We start from the raw sequence: 19,709 nt of genomic DNA on the forward strand, positions 1-19,709 counted from the left end.
ATTAATAAGAGGGTTTGTGACCCCTATAAGAAGAATGAGCGGAGGATAGTGGCAGCCACGATCAGGAAGATACATGCTCCGAACCACGAAGCGGCAGTCTTAGATGTGTCCGGATCACCGGAGCTGAACTTGGAATACACTTTTACTCCTCCGATCAGTCCGACAACAGCACCGATAGCATAGATAAGTTTGGTGGCGGGGTCGAAGTAAGAGGTGACCATATTAGTGGCATCGGTGATACCCTGCATACCGTTCCCTTGGGCAAATACAGAGGCTGATGCAGCCATTAGCATGGCTACAAAAAATGAAACTTTTTTGTACATAAAATTGATGTTAAACTATGGGGAGTGGATAGTTCCCCATAGCGGGTTAAACTTGTAACGTTGGAAATTAGTGGCGGTCGCAGACCGTTTTGTTTAAGATATTCTACAATTTACTACTTCATAAGCAACCTCCTTTCTTAAAATGATTATTATCTGAACTTAGAAATAATCGTCAGCTTTAAAATTTCTGTATTCATCCGATCCATTCAGATGAGAAGCGAGGCTTGATTCAACATACTCCGGATTCTCTTTGGCATGTTGTTGAAGACGGAGTCCGATGAGTGATGTTATCCTGACAGATAATTCTTTCTTTGTTGAAACCATCTTATCCACCAGTTCCGTATCCCGGTTATCATACAAGATCTGTCCGGCCTTCTGTTCCTCTTCTTTGGTGGCGGTCTTGCTGTTTATAACCTTTACGGTATTCATCATAACCTCATAATCCATCCCTCCGGCTGTATAGACTTCTTCTCCTGTATAAGCAGCAATTTCGTCTTCCTCTTCATCATCAACTACTGTTTCTGTCGGATCGGCATCTATGACTAAGTCCTTCGGATCAGACTCGCTTTCATCCTTTGACGAATCAAATATATACGCTTTTTTCTGTGGATTATCCGATTCTAAGGAACTGTCGTTCAATGTCATTATTTGTCTGATATCGGGCATACTTTTACCAACCCGTCCGACTCTTTTTCCTTTCTTTTGAGACTCTTCGTCCCGCAATTTAGAGTCGGAAGAATTCTTCTTTATGGTTATTTTGTAATCCGATAACTTAATCAGGATAATCCCTGCAATACAGAGAATAATTAGTAATTCGACCATTGCTTAATCTATTAAATTGGTTCGGTCTTGTTTATACAAAGAGTTTATTTCATCCTTGTATTTTCCAAGATGATGTTTCAGCACATTGTCTATGTATCCGCCAACAGATACATCATTTCCTGCTATCTGTTTTACAATCTGCATAATAGTCTGGTGTACCGATTGACTGATATAGACTCCCTGTCGCTGGCGTATCTCATTGCGGCATAAAAAGAGCTCTTCATAATCTTCCGTATTACTATTTCGTTTATTCCGTTTGCTGTTCGCACTGCTGTCTTTGGGTTTTATAGGTTTGTCATCAGCTATAGCTTCTTCTTTTTTTAGAGGCGGTTTCCCTTCTTTGTGATCTCCGATAGATGCCAGTAGGAAATCTTCATCAATTTCATATTCTTTCTCCTTGTTAGCCATTAGCACCTCCCTTCACGATAGATAGGAATTCATCGGCTACCTGATCCAGATTACTTCCTTGAATAAGTCGTTTATCAACAGGAAGTAATGTAGAGCGAAAAATCGGTTTATGTTCTGTTGTTATCTCATGACGGAAGCGTTTGGCATCAGGAACAAAGGATTTCATAACCTGTAGCCCTAATTCTGCTATGACTTGCTCATAAACACCATACAGATGATTACTTTCCCGTCCATCGACTATATTCCATAATAGATACAGGCTTTTGATATTACCTTTACCTGTGGTTATGATCTGCTCATTGATCAGTCCGGCATATTCCAGTGAACTTTCCAGAACCATACGATCCGCTGTTATCGGAGTGAAGATATGGTCCATTTGAGCAAGGGTACTCAATACGCCCTTGGCATTCATTGTTCCGGGCAGATCGAAGAAGATAAAATCCAATGGAACTTCCGAATCCTTGATAATCCGCTCTGCTGTTTCAATGGCCTCAGGTGTTCTGCTGACTTCAATAGGATAAGCCTTTTTATTCAGGCTTTTACATTGCTTGTAAAAGAGAGATTTATAATACGGATCTTCCGTTACAGACTGCTTATCCCTCAATCGCATTCCATTGATGCTGTATTGCGGATAATCACAATCTACAACAGCGACATTGTAGCCTCGTGAGTAATGCAGATAACTGGAAAGTAATACGGTCAATGCTGTTTTTCCGGCTCCTCCCTTTTGAGTAGAGATAGCAATAAATAATGTTTTTCCTTTCATGTGATACTGTTTTAAATAAGTAATTCTATAATTCATTCTGTCAATCAGGAATCAGAGAGTTCATTCAGCTATTCACTCATTATGCTGTTCTGTAAGTAATGCTCTGATTGAGGAGTTCAGTAATTCCTTCTATAGGGATTGACTCTATAAAGTCATGAGTTCAGTAACTCATGTGTTAAAGAAGCTATCCTCTCAATCATCAAGTCAATGATGATTGACATCATTCAGAACTTAGTGATCTCCTTCTACCATTCAGTATAAAATCAACTCAGTATTTCTTTTCTGAAAGAATTTCTGAATACCCGAACTCACTAATTCAATAATTGATTCACACAAAAGAACACTGAAAACAGGCAGATTGATAAGGTTTGAAAGGAACTGTCATCTAATGACATCTACTGTCACCTTTTGTCTGATAAACAAATGATAACCTTTCGATTAACGGACTCTACCTTTGTAGTGTAATGATAATCTTCCTGTTTTGTATCAGGCTAATCCCGTTTCCGAAATTAGCTTCTCGGGCAATCCATCGGAGGATGGATTTTGGTATTCGTCAGAATACAGCAAGGTGTGTTTTGAAGCACTCGAAATAAATTTCCGTGCCTCAAAACCCTTGCCCCTTCCAGGGGAGAAAATCATTCCAAAGTCATGATTTTTATTTATTAAATCTTTATATAATTATGATACCAGATAATCAATTAAACAAGCGAAAAGGAGGACGGAATCCTAAAAATGATCCTGCAAAAAATAGATATGTTATCTATTTGAATAATGTCGATAATAACCGTTTTTTATCCATGTTTGAGCAATCGGGAGAAAGTGTAAAAGCGCATTTTATAACCTCATGCATCTTTAATAGACCGATTAAGGTGGTCAAGATTGACAAAGGAGTACAGGATTATTATATGCGTTTGACAACTTTTTTTGGACAGTATCGTGCTATCGGGACAAATTATAATCAAATAGTGAAAGCTTTAAAATCGAATTTTGCGGAGAAAAAGGCGTTGGCTTTTCTCTATAAACTGGAAAAAGTAACACTTGAATTGGTCACTTTACAAAAACAGATGATGGACCTGACAGATGAATTTGAACAGAGATATAGCCATCTATGGTTGCAAAAATAAGTAAGGGAAGTTCATTGCAAGGGGCTTTATTATATAATCAGGAGAAGGTAAAAGAGCAACAGGCGGAGGTCCTTTTTAGCAATAGGATCATATTGAATAAAGATGGATCACTGAGTATGTATCTGGCAAACCAATCATTTGCCCCATACCTGAATGCCAACCAGAATACAGAGAAAACAGTTTCACATATATCAATCAATCCACATCCCGATGACGTTGTCTGTGATGAGATGTATCGTGAAATTGCTCAAACCTATATGCAAAAATTAGGTTATGGAAATCAACCCTATATCGTTTATAAGCACGAAGATTTAGACCGAAAACATATTCATATCGTGACAATCAATATAGACGAAAATGGTAAAAAGGTCGATGACTCTTTTGAAAAGAGACGCTCTAAAGATATTACCCGTGAATTGGAAAAATTTTATAATCTGCATCCTGCAGAGAAGAAGAAAAAACAATCCGAAGAGCTACCAACACTAAAGCGGGTAGATTATCAATCGGGAGATATAAAGAAACAAATCTCTAGCATCTCAAAATCTCTCATTAAAAATTATCGTTTCCAATCGGTAAATGAATTCCGTGCTTTATTATCCCTTTATGGAGTAACAGTAGAGGAAGTCAAAGGGGACATAAAAGGTAAGAATTATTCAGGTTTGGTATATTCAGCTATAGATGAGAAAGGAGAAAAGGTCGGAAATCCTATCAAAGCGTCTGTTATCAGCAAAAGTGTGGGATATGGTGCATTACAAAATCGGTTGGAGTATTCAGTAAAGTATATGAAAGAACAAAAGGTATTTGAATCCCCGAAGTTGATTGTTGGTTCGGCAATAAGTAACTATACCGATAAGCAGACTTTTCTAAATGATTTGGCAAAAAATAATATCAATATAATATTTCGGGAAAATACAGAAGGTCGTATTTATGGTGCAACTTTTATAGATCATCAGAGCAGATGTGTATTCAATGGCTCTAAAATGGGGAAAGAGTTTTCTGCTAACATTTTTAATGAATTATTTAAGAGTGATACTACAAATACACCTCCGCTTATCATAAATCCAACAGACAATACAACGAAAGGATCTAATGCTGATAATCTAATAGACAGCTTTACCGAAAACACCGAATACAATAATAGACAGGAAGATTCGACAATAGATCTTTCTTTATTGGAACAGCATGGGACAGACTATGCTGAAGAGGCTTTTACTCGTAGAATGAAGATAGAAGAAAAAAGACGTAAACGAGGATTATAGAAAATCCCTGAGTTTTAGTCAGGGATTTCTTTTATTGTAAAATTTATTTATTTCAGGGCATCGAATGAATATATTATTTTATCAGCTGTGTGATTTCCGAAATTTTGCAATGTAAAACCAATCGGATAAATATTTTCCTTGTCTTTTTTGTTGGAAAGAGCAGTTTTATAAGCTTTGATTGCATCCTTTTTATTTTTGTTGAGCTGCACTTCATTCTTATTATTGAAATAAACATAGCTGATGTCAGCAGCCTCTATCAAAGCATCAAATTCTGCTTGATGTATGCTATTCTCTTCTCCTATCAATACACTTCGTACTGCATCTCTCATACGGTCATATTTGGCATCCGATTCGACTATTAGTAATCCCACTTTGCCATATTCCATATAATTAATATATGACAGATTTTTTCCTTTATCTGCATCCCTTAGTTCTTCTTTGATTAATTTTTGAGGATAATCCATTACAAACGTAAATAGTGTATGTTTGAAAGAGAAGATCATTCCATTTTTCTTAGTCATCTCTTGTTCTTTATATGATACCCCCGATACAATCTTATCCAAAGCAATTCCCATATTGGCCCATCCGATGGAGTAAAGTACACGGTGAGTAGGATAGCTGGTCGGATTAAAGTAGTCATGTGTAAGGCTTGCATTTTCACGAGGAGGATTTGCGGTAGCCTCTTGACCAAAGGCTTCTTGTTCTTGAAATGATGGAACAAAAGTTCTACTTGTAGGATTAACTACCTGAGTTGTAATAGCACTAATAGGATTGAATGTATACCCGGTAGGTATAGGAAAGCTCGGATAAATTTCAGTTTTGTTTTCCATCAGATTTCCGAGATATATTTTATCTCGAAGAGTTGCGTTAACGAAAAGATTTTCTGTAGTTACATTATAATGCCCATTGTTGGTGTTAGAAAATACGGAATAGTGAAAAATAGGAAGAAAGGGACTCTGTATAATATCTTCCCGTCCAGTCTGATAAATACTTAACTGACCTTTTACTTTCCCATCTTTAGAGCTAAAAGTGAGTGTCGCTTCTCTTGCTTTTATTTGGTCATTTTCTTCTGCACCGATAGTGATTCGAGTTGATTTATCTCCTGATTTAGAGGATATCACCAACCATGTTGGAACAGAGGTTATTTCCCAAGACACATTCGTGGTAAGATCGATAGATTTAGCAGCTCCGTCAATAGCTAGATCCATACTTTTTTCGCTTAGTTCTATAAAGGGATCAGAATCAGCTAAACCTAGTTGAATGATTTTTATTGACTGCTTAATATCATCGCTATTATGAAAAATCAGAGTAGCTTCTCTCTTTTCCATATTATCGTTTCTGTTTGCGGTAATAGTAATACTCATCGGCGATTCATCTCCCACAAAATCACTGATACCAATCCAATCAGGAAGTTCTGTATCCAGACTCCAGGTAGAACTGGAAGAAATTTCGATTATTTCAGATGTACCTTCTATTGCGTTTAACTTTACTTCCTTCTTATCAAATTTAATATAGAAATCTCCATCATCATTTTTATCATCACAAGCAACAAAGGAGAACATGAATAGTACGGATAGTAGTAGTATTATATTTTTCATAATTAAGATACTATTTAGATTTTATTTTTCTAGTCGAGTTAAGCTTGTTTATCGAATGTAAATTCTTGCAATAGGAATTTATCATGAGTTAGTTTGGATATGCTCTATATATTGGATGAAATTCGCTTCGTAAACAAAACTTCTATTTTTGGAGTATTCTGTTCTCTTATTTTTATCAAGAAACCATTTTCGAAGAAAGGCAATCTTATGGAGTCGAAGATATCTATTGAATATTTTTTCCATCATGTATTAGAATAGTTCATAATTGAGAATACAAAAATACAACTTCTTTATTCGGGTAGAATAGAATATTTGATAAATATTCAGTATATCAAAAGTGATTGTCCGATATTGGCAGCGGAATGTCTACTCACTCAATTGTCAATGGTCATATTTTTGAAATCAAAATTCAAAAATAGAGATTATGCAGAACGAAGATGATTTGAGGGGACTCGCCAAAGTAATGGAATTTATGCGAGCCATTAGTATTTTATTTGTGGTTATCCATATTTACTGGTTTTGTTACCAAGCGATATCGGATGGTGGAATTAATATTGGAGTAGTAGACAGAATACTCCTCAACTTTCAGAATAGAGCAGGGTTGTTCTCCCATATTCTTTGGACAAAGTTGTTTGCTGTTGTGTTCTTAGCTCTATCTTGTTTAGGAACAAAGGGGGTGAAAGAGGAAAAAATAACATGGTATAAAATATATGTATTCTTGTTCTTTGGATTTATCTTCTTTTTTCTCAATTGGTGGGTATTAATTTTGCCCCTTCCATTAGCTGCCAATACCGCTTTGTATATATTTACATTGACAATCGGCTATATCCTCTTGTTAATGGGAGGTTTATGGATGAGTCGATTATTGAAAACGAATCTAATGGATGATGTTTTCAATATGGAGAACGAAAGTTTTATGCAGGAAACAAAGCTTATGGAAAATGAATATTCGGTTAATCTGCCTACCTTATTTCAGTATCAAAAGAAACAACACAAAGGTTGGATTAATGTGGTCAATCCGTTTCGGGCAACTATAGTGTTGGGGACTCCCGGTAGTGGTAAGTCATTAGCTATTATAAATAACTATATAGATCAGCAAATCAGTAAAGGATTTGCTCTATATTGTTATGATTTTAAATATCCTGATCTATCTACTATTGCATACAACAAGATGTTACAATATGCCGATGGGTATAATGTCGATCCTCAGTTCTTTGTCATAAACTTTGACGATCCTGAACATAGCCACCGATGTAATCCTATTGCACCTGAATTTATGACTGATATCTCGGATGCTTATGAATCAGCCTATACTATAATGCTCAATCTAAATAAGACTTGGATACAAAAGCAAGGAGACTTCTTTGTGGAATCCCCAATTATTCTACTGGCTGCAATTATTTGGTATCTCAAATTATATGATAGTGGTAGATATTGCACCTTTCCTCATGCTATTGAATTTCTGAATAAACCTTATAAAGAGATATTTCCTATCCTAACATCCTATCCACAATTGGAGAACTATCTTTCTCCTTTTATGGATGCCTGGCATGGAAATGCACAAGAACAGTTGCAGGGACAGATTGCGAGTGCTAAGATACCATTGTCAAGAATGATCTCCCCTCAACTATATTGGGTAATGTCTGGCAATGATTTTACATTAGATATAAATAATCCCGATGCTCCAAAGATTCTATGTTTAGGAAATAATCCTGAAAGACAAAACATATATGGGACAGCTCTTGGTTTATATAATTCGCGTATAGTTAAACTGATAAACAAAAAAGGACTACTAAAATCTTCTGTTATTATAGATGAGTTGCCTACTATTTATTTTCGGGGATTGGATAATCTGATTGCAACAGCCCGAAGTAATAAAGTTGCTGTATGCTTGGGATTTCAGGATATATCACAATTGACCAGAGACTATGGCCGCGAAGAAGCAGATGTGGTAATAAATACGGTTGGGAATATATTTTCAGGACAAGTTGTTGGTGATACTGCAAAAAATCTCTCAGATCGATTCGGGAAAGTATTACAAAAACGACAATCTATAACCATTAATAAACAGGATAAGTCTACTACAATCAATACCCAGTTAGATGCTTTGATCCCGGCATCTAAAATTTCGACACTCACTCAAGGGATATTTGTCGGCTCTGTTTCTGATAACTTTAGAGAACGGATACAGCAAAAAATCTTTCATGCTCAAATAGTCGTAGATGAAGAAAAGGTAACAGCTGAAACTGATAAGTTCAAACAAATACCTATTATCATGGATTTTCAAGAGGTTTATAATAAACCAATGAAAGAGGTTATCGAAAATAATTATTACGACATCAAAAAAGATATAGCTAATATTGTCGAGGTGGAAATGGATCGGATTATGAAAGATCCGAAGTTGAGTAAGTTGGTGAAGAAGTAAGAGTTTGAAGCTCAACTTAATTTTAAGCTTTTATTATTTGCTGAATAGAATTCGCCGACAGTATATTTAGGAATATCTAATGATTCATCTATCATAGATGTAGAGAATATTATTTGAAAAGAGTTTACATCAAAATCATTTGCTAAACGAACAATATTGCGTTGGAAGTTTTTACTCCTAGCTTCAACCATACCTTTATCCTCCATATTATCACATAGGATAAATCTCGGGTATCGGAAATAATTGAGTTCAAGAGAGGCAAAGAAAATTGCGAATCGGACACAGTTTTTCAGCAAGACCATTGAACTTGCTGAAAAACGATTTCGATCGTTTAAGTAAAAAAGGTTCTGATGAAAAGATATTGAAATGCTATCCCCATTTTGAAATTTATCTTCATATTGCCCATCGCCTTTTAGAAGTTCTAATGCATAATACTGAATTCGAGAATAAGCATTAGTAGCTTTACTTCTCTGTAATTTTTTCAACCGTTCTATTTCATCAGTTAATTTCTCGATAGAAGCAATTAATAGAAATTGTTTGTTTTTGTATGATTCGTATGATTCGGTGAGTTGTAATTGTTGCTTTAAAAAATCAATTTGGGCATCTAATTTTCCTTTCATTACCCATAATTCATCGTATTTTGTCTCATAAGTAGTCCTAGACTGGCTAATTAACAAATCATATGTAGACTGAATTCTAGTTAGTTCTCTTTCTGTTTTTTTAATTTCTTCTTTTAATTCATCAATCCTCTCTAATCTATCTTTTTGTAAGACCGTGGACTCTGCAATTTGAGTTTCTATCTCAATCTTCATTCTAATCAACTTTGTATTACCATCATTAGCTGATACTTGTTTTTTACATAGATGACAATGGCAATCATCAATTGGTTCATCAAGTTTCTCCATACAAATAGGGCAGTATTGAATAGGTAATGAACCAAGTATATTTCTAGAATTCAGAGATTCTTTTATTGCCGTGAGTTTATTATTTAGTACCTCAATAAAATTATCACTATCAACAATAGCCATATTCTCCTTTTCTAAATAATTTAAAAGAGTTTTGTATTCATTTTTGATATTATTTAGATTTTTTTGTTGGTCTTTTATTTCATTCTTTATATCATTTTTCTTTATTGTGTCTAAAAGGATATCTGGTGACTTAAGTGTACTAATGATTCTTCCAAGCTGACCTTCCTTTTCTGAGATAGATTCTCCAAGTGTTTTTTTATCAAATTCGAGGGGACTTTTATCAAATATATCATCTAAAGCCTTTATATTTTTCTTTACTTCTGATAATTCTTTTTCTTTCTCTTTTTTTGACATTTCTTTCTTTAGCAAATCATCATCATAAGTGCCAATAAGCAAATTACCAACAGCTGTTCTAATTGTTGGTGAATCAAAGTCCTCATTCCTCATCAAACTATCTAGAGAACTCAACTGGTCAATGTAAATTAACCTTAGGATTTGATTAAAGGTTATAGATTCTTCATTATCTGACGAAATTAGAGGAAAATCTAATGCTTTAAATATAATTTGACTAAAGCTTTCAGTTTGTGGTGTTCGTCTCGAATATGGATAATTTTTCCATCCTTCAAAACTAGAAGAAAGAGCCTTATCAATTGTTCCCCAGAACACAGACATTGGTTGAAGTGATTTTTGTGTTATCTCCCTTTTAAATGTTGCAACAGCTCCATTGAGAGTAACCTCCGCATATACGAAATCGCAAGAAGCTGCTTCTGGTAACCAATTAGAAAAATCACCACCAATGATGAAATAAATAAAATTTGAGATAGTTGACTTACCAGAGCTATTGTCTCCTCGTATTATATTTACTCCTGAGTGAAACTCTTCAAAATAAACCTCTTTACCATCTTTAGTAACAAGTAAACTATTTAATTTCAGAAAGCTCATATCTATATTCCATTAATTTAGTCCTTTCTTTAAGTTCTCTTAATGACATTTTCTCAAAACACTTAGTGACAAACTCCATATATGTTCTCTCAATATCATTGAGAGTTAAAGATAAATCACTTGGAATAAGGGATATATCTATCTTTATATTTCCATCTAAATAAAAATCCTTACTAAGAAAGCCATAAGAAATCATAGCATTAAATGCTAGCTCTTGTACTCCCTCTAGCTGTAAAAAAATATTCCTGACATCGTGTATTTTATTAAACCGATTTTCTTTTGCAATTTTTTTATATTCAAAAAAGCCAATTGGCATTGTGATTTTATTTAATTCAAATGGAAATAATAAGAAATAATCATATATTCTTATTCTATCTATTTCATAAGCTTTATCATCTAAAAAATTCAATAGTTTCAAAACTCTAACTATTGAATGATAAGAGTCATATAAGGGGTGATAAATTATCATATTATATCCATCTAATATGGCAATTGCCTGTTAAAAAATATATCATTGACATTATATCATCATCATATAGATCCAGAACATTGTTCTCCCCCAACATTTCTTGAATAGGGAAAATAACCTTGTTAAAGATTAAATCATTGACATCTTCTTTCGAAACACCATTATTTATTGCACCTTTAATGTGAAGAATAAATAGTACAGAAACTCGAGCTAGAATAAAAGCATGAATTTTCTGAGTTGCTTTAGAAAGATCGTTCTCTGTTAAAAGTTGCCAATACATTTCTTTATATCTCAATGCAAATTTATAGTGGTCTTCATATCCTGCTTCACGTAGCTTTTCTTCAAGCCCAATAAAATCATCTATCTTAGAAGTATAGTGCTTGATTTTTCCGATAAAGGATGTATACTCTGTATTATTTTCTTTTAATTCTTTTTCAAATTCTTCAACTAACCGTTTATATTGGATACTAAAGCCTGTAGGAATAGACTCATAATGGTTTACTACCATATCCCCTTGTGCTTGGTATTGTTTAGCTCCGTTTCCGGCTTCTTGTTTCATATCAGTCATCATTTATCATTAATAATAGTCATATCTCCACCTGACTGATATTGGGTAGAGTTATCACCTGCTTCTTGACTCATTTTATCAATATTTGCTGATGTATTAGCATTACGACTACCATTCCCTGTTTCAAGTGATGAAGAGGTATTACTACTTATAGTCATATTTCCAGCTGATTGGTATTGCGTAGATTTATTACCTGCTTTTTGAGACATCTCTTTTATTTGGATAACAGTTCTTCTTATCTCATCATTAAAGATGAATTGACTTATAAGTCCAACTATTGCAGCAATAAATCCTATAGCTGGCTCCCACCCTGGTTCATTTATAAACCAAAGAAGAAATCCCACAACAACAATAATATTCAATATAAAGATAAACTTCTTCATAGTATCAACAAATTAAGTTAATACAAATATATTATTAATTCCAGCAAGTCTATAATTTCAAGCATAAAATATATGACAAATGATGACGCCAGATGTCATAAGATGACAGTTGCTTGAATACTAACTACATACACCCCTTTTCATTCTAAATTAGTGACGCATTGCTATTGATGCACCACTAATTTTGATTGTATGAATGAACAAGTAAACGACCAAGAAATTCTGCTGGTCACAGAAAAAGAGACTAATAACCTGAATGTTGTCAGCGGTAACAATGAAGACGGAACACCCAAAAGTGTCAAACCAACCAAAGAAAACGAACCAGCCTTTCTGAAGATCGACAAGAATGCCGATGTATTAGAAAACTTCTTCAAAAACTTCCTGAGCCAGAGTAAAGATCCTACACACTTTCATTTCTTTAAAATCCCATTAGAACTGTTTGAGAGTATTACACCTGTTCTCAAAGAGATGCTGAAAGATCCGGATAATCCATCCAATAAAGAAGCATTAGACGCATACAAAGTATTACCCGAAGCATTTGCTCCGAAAGAATATCAGGCATTAGACGAATCCCGTATCAACTGGGATCAATTGGCTCAGCTCGGTATCACCAAGGAAAAATTGGAGAAATCTGGAAGCCTTGAGCCAATGCTTAACTGGCAAAAGTCACCGGTTCTTGTAACCATCAAAACAGAAGCACTAGGCGAATCCGTGTATAGTGATGCCCGTCTGTCATTCAGAGAAGATGCTGACGGTAACCTCAAACTGCGGATTCATAATATCCGCAATGCTCCTGAACTTAACTTTCCCTTTATGGGAGCAACATTCACCAAGGAAGATAAAGACAACCTTCGCCAGACAGGTAATGCCGGACGACTGATTGAGATCGAACCCAAGGAAGGTATGAAAATGCAAGCCTTTGTCTCCATTGATAAGTTAACGAATGAGCTGGTTGCCCTTCGTGTCGACAGGGTAAAGATCCCTGATGAATTCAAAGGAGTAAAACTGAGTGAAGAACAGCAGAGAGATCTGGCAGAAGGAAAAGGCGTATACTTAGAAAATATGAAATCTAAGAAAGACACCCTGTTCAGTGGTACAGTCCAGGTGAATGCCGACAGAAGAAGTCTTGAAATACATTTTGGTAATAATCCCAGGCAAAGCCAGTCCCAACACCAATCAGAAAACCAGCCTGAAGTTCCAAAGACTTTCCGTAAGAAAGAACTGACCGAAGATCAGCAGGCGAGCCTGAATGAAGGAAAAACCGTTTATGTAAGCGGTCTGACTGATCGCAACGGTAAAAACTATAACGGTTATATAACCTGGAAACCCGAAGACGGTAAAACCAATTTTATGTTTGCGACAGATTATAAGAAAGCTCTGGAACAGGGCTTGGTCAAACCAGATGACAGACATAAAGTACAGGTTGCCGTTAATTCCGAAGGGAAGACCAATGAGGCCACCAGAAAGGTAAAAGAACCACTGGAACAAGGTCAGACGGCTCCAAGCGAGAAGCAGAAAGAGAAAGAAGAGAATAAACAGGAACAGGAAGAATCCCAACAACAGACAAGAGGAAGACGGATGTAATCTAAATTAGAACATACCATCTCTTTAAAAAAAGCAGAATAGTCCCATTCATATAATTGAGTATATTTACCACTCATTTCTACAATTTTACATTCATAAGCAGCCTTTGTATCGGGAGATACTCCGGTTGGCTTGTAACATTGAGAAATTAGTGGAGGCTCTCGGGACGGAAAACCCGGGAACCGTTCTGCTTTTATAAGCCGGATTCCATTTACCTACCATTTTAAAAGGTCGATCGACCTCCACTAATTTTTCCAATTATGAAATCAAAACATAACAGGCAGGAGCTGTCCTATTACGGGCTGCTGCTCCTTTCATACCTTCAGGAAAGCCATCCTGATAAAACAAATGACCCACAGTTAATTAAAAACAGAGCTGATATGGCAGCCGAAACCTATTCCAATGCCATAAAAGAAGGTTCTTCACATGACAGAGCCGAAGAAATGGCTTGTAAAGCTCTGTATTCAGGATTGCTGTTCTCTAAATTCGATACAATCCGCAATATCCTCTTTGAAGAATTCTCCTATATCCCCGAAAGCGAGGTTTTCCAAAAGACCATGTCATTGCTCCCATACTGTGAAGAAGTCTTTACAGAATATGCATTACATGATGAGTTTGCCTATTCAGCGGAATACAACAGGCTTTATACGGACCTGGTTGGACTAATCGATATGTGGGAGGACGAACATGAGCTATAATAAGAAAGCTCATCTAAGAGCCAATATCGAAGCTATTAAGCTGGTCTTTAAACTCGAAAAAGAGAATCTATCGGCCAGTGAAGATCAAAAAGAAGTTCTTCGGCAATATTCAGGATTCGGAGGACTCAAGTGCGTGCTTAATCCTGCCAATAGCCTGATGGATACCGTATCCTGGCCTAAATCAGAATTAGACCTATTCCCTCTGGTTGCCGAATTACATCGAACTATTCGGGAAAATACAGCAACAGAACAGGAATACAAAGGTTATATCTGTAGTATCAAGAATTCGATACTGACCGCATTTTATACACCTTCTGAAGTTGTACAAACCATATCGGATATTTTCAAAGAAAACGAGATTCCTATAATCAGGTTCTTAGATCCGTCAGCAGGCATGGGTGAGTTTTCAAATGCTTTTGATCTGCCTAGAGATAGTGAAAAGATCAATTTTGAAAAAGACCTGATTACAGGAAAGATTCTCTCATATGTTAATGATAAGAATAATGAACATACCCATGTAGAAGGCTTTGAGACAATCGAGAGCCGTTATAATAATTACTTTGATGTTGTTAGCTCCAATATCCCTTTCGGAGAAATGAGTGTATTCGATGCTGCATTTATGAAGACAGACAGGTTGCACAGGGATTCCACACGAGCTATCCATAACTATTTCTTTATAAAAGGAGTTAAAACACTGCGTGAAGGAGGTATTCTGGCATTTATTACCTCTCAGGGAGTCTTAAATTCACCCAATAACAAAGATGTACGGCAATGGCTGATGGACAATACCAATCTGATCTCCGCCATTCGTTTCCCTAATAATCTGTTTGTTGAAAATGCCGGAACAGAAGTCGGCAGTGATTTAATCATCCTGCAAAAGAATACACAGAAACAGGAACTAACAGCCAGAGAAAAGAAGTTTCTGACAACCTATAACCTTTCAACGGGAATAACTCTCAATAGCAGTTTCGAGAACTTACACCGTATTATCCATACCAAAGGGTATAACGATACCGATCCTTACGGAAAACCGGCACAGGTATTTTTACATGATGGTGGAATGGAGGGAATCTCTTCTGATTTAAAGAAGATGCTAAAGGCTGATTTCTCTACCCATCTCAATTTAGACTTATACCTGCAATATTCAGGACAAAGCCAAAGATCAGGAAACAATACACCTACATCCGCTATCAATCAAAAAGCAGAAGAAAAAAACAAAGTCATTGAGTTGGATACTTCCCAACCCGTAATGTCCTTGTATGATTTATTCGGATTAAGTGAAGAAGAACGAACACAAATTAAACCCAGCCGAAAGAAACGGACTTTACCACCCAATCAAAAACCTATACAACTTAGCCTGTTCTCCAATAACAAAGAACAGAAGCAGCAAGCACGAGAGTATACAGAAAAAGTATTCAAAGAAGAGAAGCCAAAGCCATCAATGGAGCTTCAATCCTTCTCCGGTGTACTCGAAGAATACTACAAACAAGGTTCACTGGTAAAAGATAACGGGCAGATCGGTTATCTGAAAGAACGCTATCGAAACGATGCCATGTTTCAACCGTTAGACCTTCCGACAATACAACAATCCAAAGTTGGAATGTATATTCAATTAAGGGATACTTATCATAAGCTATATGATTATGAAGCAAAGAATCTGCAAGAAGAGCCTGTTTTACGTAAAAACCTGAACAGCTCTTATGATTCCTTTTTCAGACTATATGGTAACCTGAATGATAAGAAGAACCTGGATATTATCAAGATGGATGCATCTGGAACTGCTATCCTTGCTTTGGAACGCAGAATAGACGGGAAACTTCAAAAAGCGGATATATTCGACAGGCCTGTAACATTTAACCCGGATGAGATCAAACATGCTGAGACTTCCCGTGAAGCCTTAGTTGCATCCCTGAATAAATATGGAAAGATCAATCTGGACTATATGCTCTCTATACTTGATAACAAAGTTAAAGACGATGTATTAAAGGAGCTGGAAGGACAAATCTATTTCAATCCGATGCTACAGAACTATGAGATCCGGGATAAGTTTATTGCAGGAAATGTAATTGAAAAAGCGGAACAGGTCAGAGATTATCTTATAAACCATCCGCTTGATCAGGTATCACAGGTATCCCTTAAGACCTTAGAAGAAGCTATGCCGGAACCGATACGTTATGTAGAACTCGACTTTAATTTCGGAGAACGATGGATACCGATGCAGATCTACCGCGATTATGCCGGCACACTCTTTGAAACCAATGTAAATATAGAGTATTATGCCTCCCGTGATGATTTTACTGTCAGTGCGGAACGCAGTAACCTGATCATCAGTGAAAAGTTTGCCGTGCAGAGTGAGAAACAGCTTTTTACAGGTATTCATCTGATGAAACATGGGTTACTAAATACAACTCCGAATATTACCAAAACAATCGAAGTATTGGATGAGAACGGAGAGCGTAAAAGTGTAAAAGTTGCTGATCCCGAAGCAATACAATTAGCCAACTCCAAGATAGATGAGATACGAAACGGTTTTACCGACTGGCTCAATGAACAGTCGCCTGAATTTCAGAACAAGCTGGCTGATCTGTATAATAAGAAATTCAATTGTTATATACGTCCCGAATACGATGGATCGCACCAGACATTCCCAGGCCTTGACCTGAAAGCATTGGGTATCGTTGATCTGTACCCAAGCCAAAAAGACTGTATCTGGATGCAGAAATTGATAGGTGGAGGTATAGCCGATCACGAAGTTGGCGGTGGAAAGACCCTAATTATGTGTATTGCAGCTTATGAAATGAAACGATTAGGATTAGCGAATAAGCCGATGATACTAGGATTGAAAGCTAATGTACATGAAATAGCCCATACCTTCAGAACAGCATATCCGAGTGCGAAGATACTCTATCCCGGCAAGGAAGACTTTACACCGAGTAAGCGTGTGAAGATTTTCAATGATATAAAAAACAATAACTGGGATGCTATTATCCTTACGCACGACCAATTCGGAAAACTTCCACAATCTCCGGAAATGCAGCAGAAGATATTCCGAACGGAACTCGATTCAGTAGAAGAGAATCTTCGGGTTATAGAACAAATAGAAGGTAAATCAGCATCCAAACGCATGTTACGAGGATTGGAAGTGAGGAAACAAAATCTGGAAGTAAAGCTCAGTGTACTCGCTGATACGATAAAGAACCGTACAGATGATGTTGTAGATTTTAAAATGATGGGAATTGATCATTTGTTCGTAGATGAGAGCCACCAGTTTAAGAACCTGACTTTTACAACCCGGCATGACCGTGTTGCAGGATTGGGTAATCCTGAAGGCAGCCAACGGGCTTTGAATATGCTATTTGCTGTACGCACTATACAAGAGCGTACAGGTAAAGATTTAGGAGCAACATTTCTATCGGGTACAACGATCTCTAATTCCCTGACAGAGTTATACCTGTTGTTCAAATATCTTCGACCCAAAGAATTGGAGACACAGGGTATCAATTCCTTTGATGCATGGGCAGCCATCTATGCCAAGAAAACAACAGACTATGAATTTTCGGTTACCAACCAGATCGTACAGAAAGAACGTTTCCGCTATTTCATCAAAGTTCCTGAATTAGCAAACTTCTATGCCGAGATAACAGATTTCAGAACTGCACGGGATATCGGAATAGACCGACCCGAGAAGAATGAGATACTGTATAATATTCCACCGACACCACAACAGGAGATATTTATTCAAAAGCTGATGGAGTTTGCCAAGACGGGCGATGCCACATTACTGGGTCATGCACCATTGACAGAGAAAGAAGAGAAAGCAAAAATGCTGATAGCAACAGATTATGCCCGTAAGATGTCTCTGGATATGCGGATGATTAATCAGGCTTATGGAGATCATGTTGATAGCAAAGCATCTCATTGTGCAGCTAAGATAGCCGAGTACTACAATAAGTACGCATCCAATAAAGGAACGCAATTTGTTTTCTCTGATTTAGGCACATACAAACCCAATGAGTGGAATCCTTATTCGGAAATTAAACGCAAGCTTGTAGAAGATCATGGTATTTTTGCCCATGAGATACGATTTATTCAGGAAGCCAAAACAGACAATGCCCGTAAAGCAATGATCGAAGGTATGAATGAAGGGCGTATCCGTGTACTATTCGGTTCTACTTCTATGTTGGGAACAGGAGTCAATGCACAACAAAGAGCCGTGGCTATCCATCATTTAGATACACCGTGGAGGCCATCAGACCTGCAACAGCGGGATGGGCGTGCAATCCGTAAAGGAAATGAAATTGCTAAGCTTTATGCAGATAATAAAGTGGATGTACTGATCTATGCTGTTGAGAAAAGTCTAGATTCCTATAAATTCAATCTCTTACAGAATAAGCAGACATTTATCAATCAGCTAAAGAACAATAGCCTCGGTAGTCGTACTATTGACGAGGGCAGCATGGATGAAAGCTCGGGAATGAATTTCTCTGAGTATGTTGCAATCCTTTCAGGTAATACCGATTTATTGGAAAAAGCCAAATTGGAAAAGAAGATCAATGCGATGGAGAGTGAGAAGAAAGCATTTGTCAAGAATAAATCATCGGCTACTTTCAAATTCGAGGACAGTACAAGAACGATTGAAGGAAACACGCAAATGATAAACCGCATGACAAAGGATTGGGATTCTTTTAATAGTCGTGTTCAGACAGATCAGGACGGAAACAAATTAAATCGCGTAAAGCTGGAAGGTGTTAATTCTTCCGATCCTAAAATTGTCGGAGAAAAGTTAAACCAGTTATCGGATAATGCCCGTACCAATAACGAGTATTTCACCATTGGAACACTCTATGATTTCAAGCTTCTTGTGAAAACAGAAGATAGCCAGAAAGAAGGTTCTATTTTCAAAGATAACCGATTCTTTATAGAAGGGGAGGGTGGTATAAAATACAACTACAATAACGGTCATATTGCCACTGATCCGAAACTAGCCGCTATGAATTTTCTGAATGCATTGGAGCGTATTCCTAAATTGATTGAGAAGTATCAAACAGATAATGAGAGGCTGTCGAAGGATCTTCCTATCCTCAAACAGGTGATTGATTCCACTTATAAGAAAGAGCCGGAATTGAAAGACCTCAAGACTCAATTAACAGCATTGGATCGCCAGATTCAGTTGACTTTGACAACGAAAGATGAGCCTAAAGAAAGTAATCAATTATCATCGGTACAATCCACACCAAAAGATTCGACAAATGATGTTCGTTCGGGACAGCCGATGAGTATTAAGGAGATTATTGATGCAAATCGAGATCGGATATTGATTAGTTCTCAACAAGTAGAGGATACCATCTATCCCAAAATGAGAAGATAAGATA

15 protein-coding genes are annotated in these 19,709 nt (G+C 36.7%); 6 read left to right on the forward strand and 9 right to left on the reverse strand.

Going from position 1 to position 19,709, the window contains the following annotated elements:
- Window positions 1-23 precede the first annotated feature (23 nt).
- The 4 genes from E4T88_RS03895 to E4T88_RS03910 all read right to left on the reverse strand — a co-directional run bounded on the left by E4T88_RS03895 (window position 24) and on the right by E4T88_RS03910 (window position 2,319).
- Window positions 24-323 (reverse strand): DUF4134 domain-containing protein, encoded by a 300-nt coding sequence (locus tag E4T88_RS03895; RefSeq protein WP_134435464.1) that lies wholly within the window; start codon window positions 321-323, stop codon window positions 24-26.
- A gap of 159 nt (window positions 324-482) precedes the next feature.
- The gene (locus E4T88_RS03900; protein WP_135104150.1) at window positions 483-1,145 is read right to left on the reverse strand and encodes a hypothetical protein; all 663 of its coding nucleotides are present in this window, start codon (window positions 1,143-1,145) and stop codon (window positions 483-485) included.
- 3 nt (window positions 1,146-1,148) lie between these two features.
- The gene (locus tag E4T88_RS03905; RefSeq protein ID WP_135104151.1) at window positions 1,149-1,553 is read right to left on the reverse strand and encodes a DUF3408 domain-containing protein; all 405 of its coding nucleotides are present in this window, start codon (window positions 1,551-1,553) and stop codon (window positions 1,149-1,151) included.
- Entirely contained in the window at window positions 1,546-2,319 is a 774-nt protein-coding gene (locus E4T88_RS03910; RefSeq protein WP_135104152.1) for a ParA family protein, read from the reverse strand. Before E4T88_RS03910 ends, E4T88_RS03905 begins: the two co-directional genes overlap by 8 nt.
- Window positions 2,320-2,999: 680 nt before the next feature.
- Between E4T88_RS03910 and mobA the strand changes: the two genes are divergently transcribed.
- Window positions 3,000-3,443, forward strand: coding sequence for a conjugal transfer protein MobA (gene mobA, locus E4T88_RS03915; protein ID WP_135104153.1), 444 nt, complete (start codon window positions 3,000-3,002; stop codon window positions 3,441-3,443).
- Window positions 3,428-4,702 carry a conjugal transfer protein MobB gene (mobB, locus tag E4T88_RS03920; protein ID WP_135104154.1) on the forward strand — a complete coding sequence of 425 codons (1,275 nt, stop codon included), beginning with the start codon at window positions 3,428-3,430 and terminating at the stop codon, window positions 4,700-4,702. The genes mobA and mobB overlap by 16 nt, the downstream gene beginning before the upstream one ends.
- Window positions 4,703-4,749: 47 nt before the next feature.
- Here the strand turns inward: mobB and E4T88_RS03925 are convergent, their stop codons facing one another.
- Window positions 4,750-6,300 (reverse strand): BACON domain-containing protein, encoded by a 1,551-nt coding sequence (locus E4T88_RS03925; protein ID WP_135104155.1) that lies wholly within the window; start codon window positions 6,298-6,300, stop codon window positions 4,750-4,752.
- A gap of 424 nt (window positions 6,301-6,724) precedes the next feature.
- Between E4T88_RS03925 and mobC the strand changes: the two genes are divergently transcribed.
- Window positions 6,725-8,725 carry a conjugal transfer protein MobC gene (gene mobC / locus E4T88_RS03930; protein ID WP_135104156.1) on the forward strand — a complete coding sequence of 667 codons (2,001 nt, stop codon included), beginning with the start codon at window positions 6,725-6,727 and terminating at the stop codon, window positions 8,723-8,725.
- Between the two features lie 11 nt (window positions 8,726-8,736).
- Here the strand turns inward: mobC and E4T88_RS03935 are convergent, their stop codons facing one another.
- The 4 genes from E4T88_RS03935 to E4T88_RS03950 are packed head-to-tail and all read right to left on the reverse strand — an operon-like array spanning window position 8,737 to window position 12,055.
- The gene (locus E4T88_RS03935) at window positions 8,737-10,635 is read right to left on the reverse strand and encodes a coiled-coil domain-containing protein (protein ID WP_135104157.1); all 1,899 of its coding nucleotides are present in this window, start codon (window positions 10,633-10,635) and stop codon (window positions 8,737-8,739) included.
- Window positions 10,613-11,053 carry an ABC-three component system middle component 5 gene (locus E4T88_RS03940; RefSeq protein ID WP_135104158.1) on the reverse strand — a complete coding sequence of 147 codons (441 nt, stop codon included), beginning with the start codon at window positions 11,051-11,053 and terminating at the stop codon, window positions 10,613-10,615. The genes E4T88_RS03935 and E4T88_RS03940 overlap by 23 nt, the downstream gene beginning before the upstream one ends.
- Window positions 11,054-11,105: 52 nt before the next feature.
- Complete coding sequence (locus E4T88_RS03945; RefSeq protein ID WP_135104159.1) at window positions 11,106-11,663, reverse strand: ABC-three component system protein; 558 nt, start codon at window positions 11,661-11,663, stop codon at window positions 11,106-11,108.
- Window positions 11,664-11,671: 8 nt separating this feature from the next.
- Window positions 11,672-12,055 (reverse strand): hypothetical protein, encoded by a 384-nt coding sequence (locus E4T88_RS03950; RefSeq protein ID WP_135104160.1) that lies wholly within the window; start codon window positions 12,053-12,055, stop codon window positions 11,672-11,674.
- A gap of 192 nt (window positions 12,056-12,247) precedes the next feature.
- Between E4T88_RS03950 and E4T88_RS03955 the strand changes: the two genes are divergently transcribed.
- The 3 genes from E4T88_RS03955 to E4T88_RS03965 all read left to right on the forward strand — a co-directional run bounded on the left by E4T88_RS03955 (window position 12,248) and on the right by E4T88_RS03965 (window position 19,705).
- A complete protein-coding gene (locus tag E4T88_RS03955; RefSeq protein ID WP_135104161.1) occupies window positions 12,248-13,639 on the forward strand; it encodes a DUF3945 domain-containing protein in 1,392 nt (463 codons plus the stop codon).
- 260 nt (window positions 13,640-13,899) lie between these two features.
- Complete coding sequence (locus tag E4T88_RS03960; protein ID WP_135104162.1) at window positions 13,900-14,337, forward strand: DUF1896 family protein; 438 nt, start codon at window positions 13,900-13,902, stop codon at window positions 14,335-14,337.
- The gene (locus E4T88_RS03965; protein ID WP_135104163.1) at window positions 14,327-19,705 is read left to right on the forward strand and encodes a helicase-like domain-containing protein; all 5,379 of its coding nucleotides are present in this window, start codon (window positions 14,327-14,329) and stop codon (window positions 19,703-19,705) included. The genes E4T88_RS03960 and E4T88_RS03965 overlap by 11 nt, the downstream gene beginning before the upstream one ends.
- Window positions 19,706-19,709 lie beyond the last annotated feature (4 nt).

This window comes from Dysgonomonas mossii (assembly GCF_004569505.1).
Taxonomy (GTDB): Bacteria; Bacteroidota; Bacteroidia; order Bacteroidales; family Dysgonomonadaceae; genus Dysgonomonas.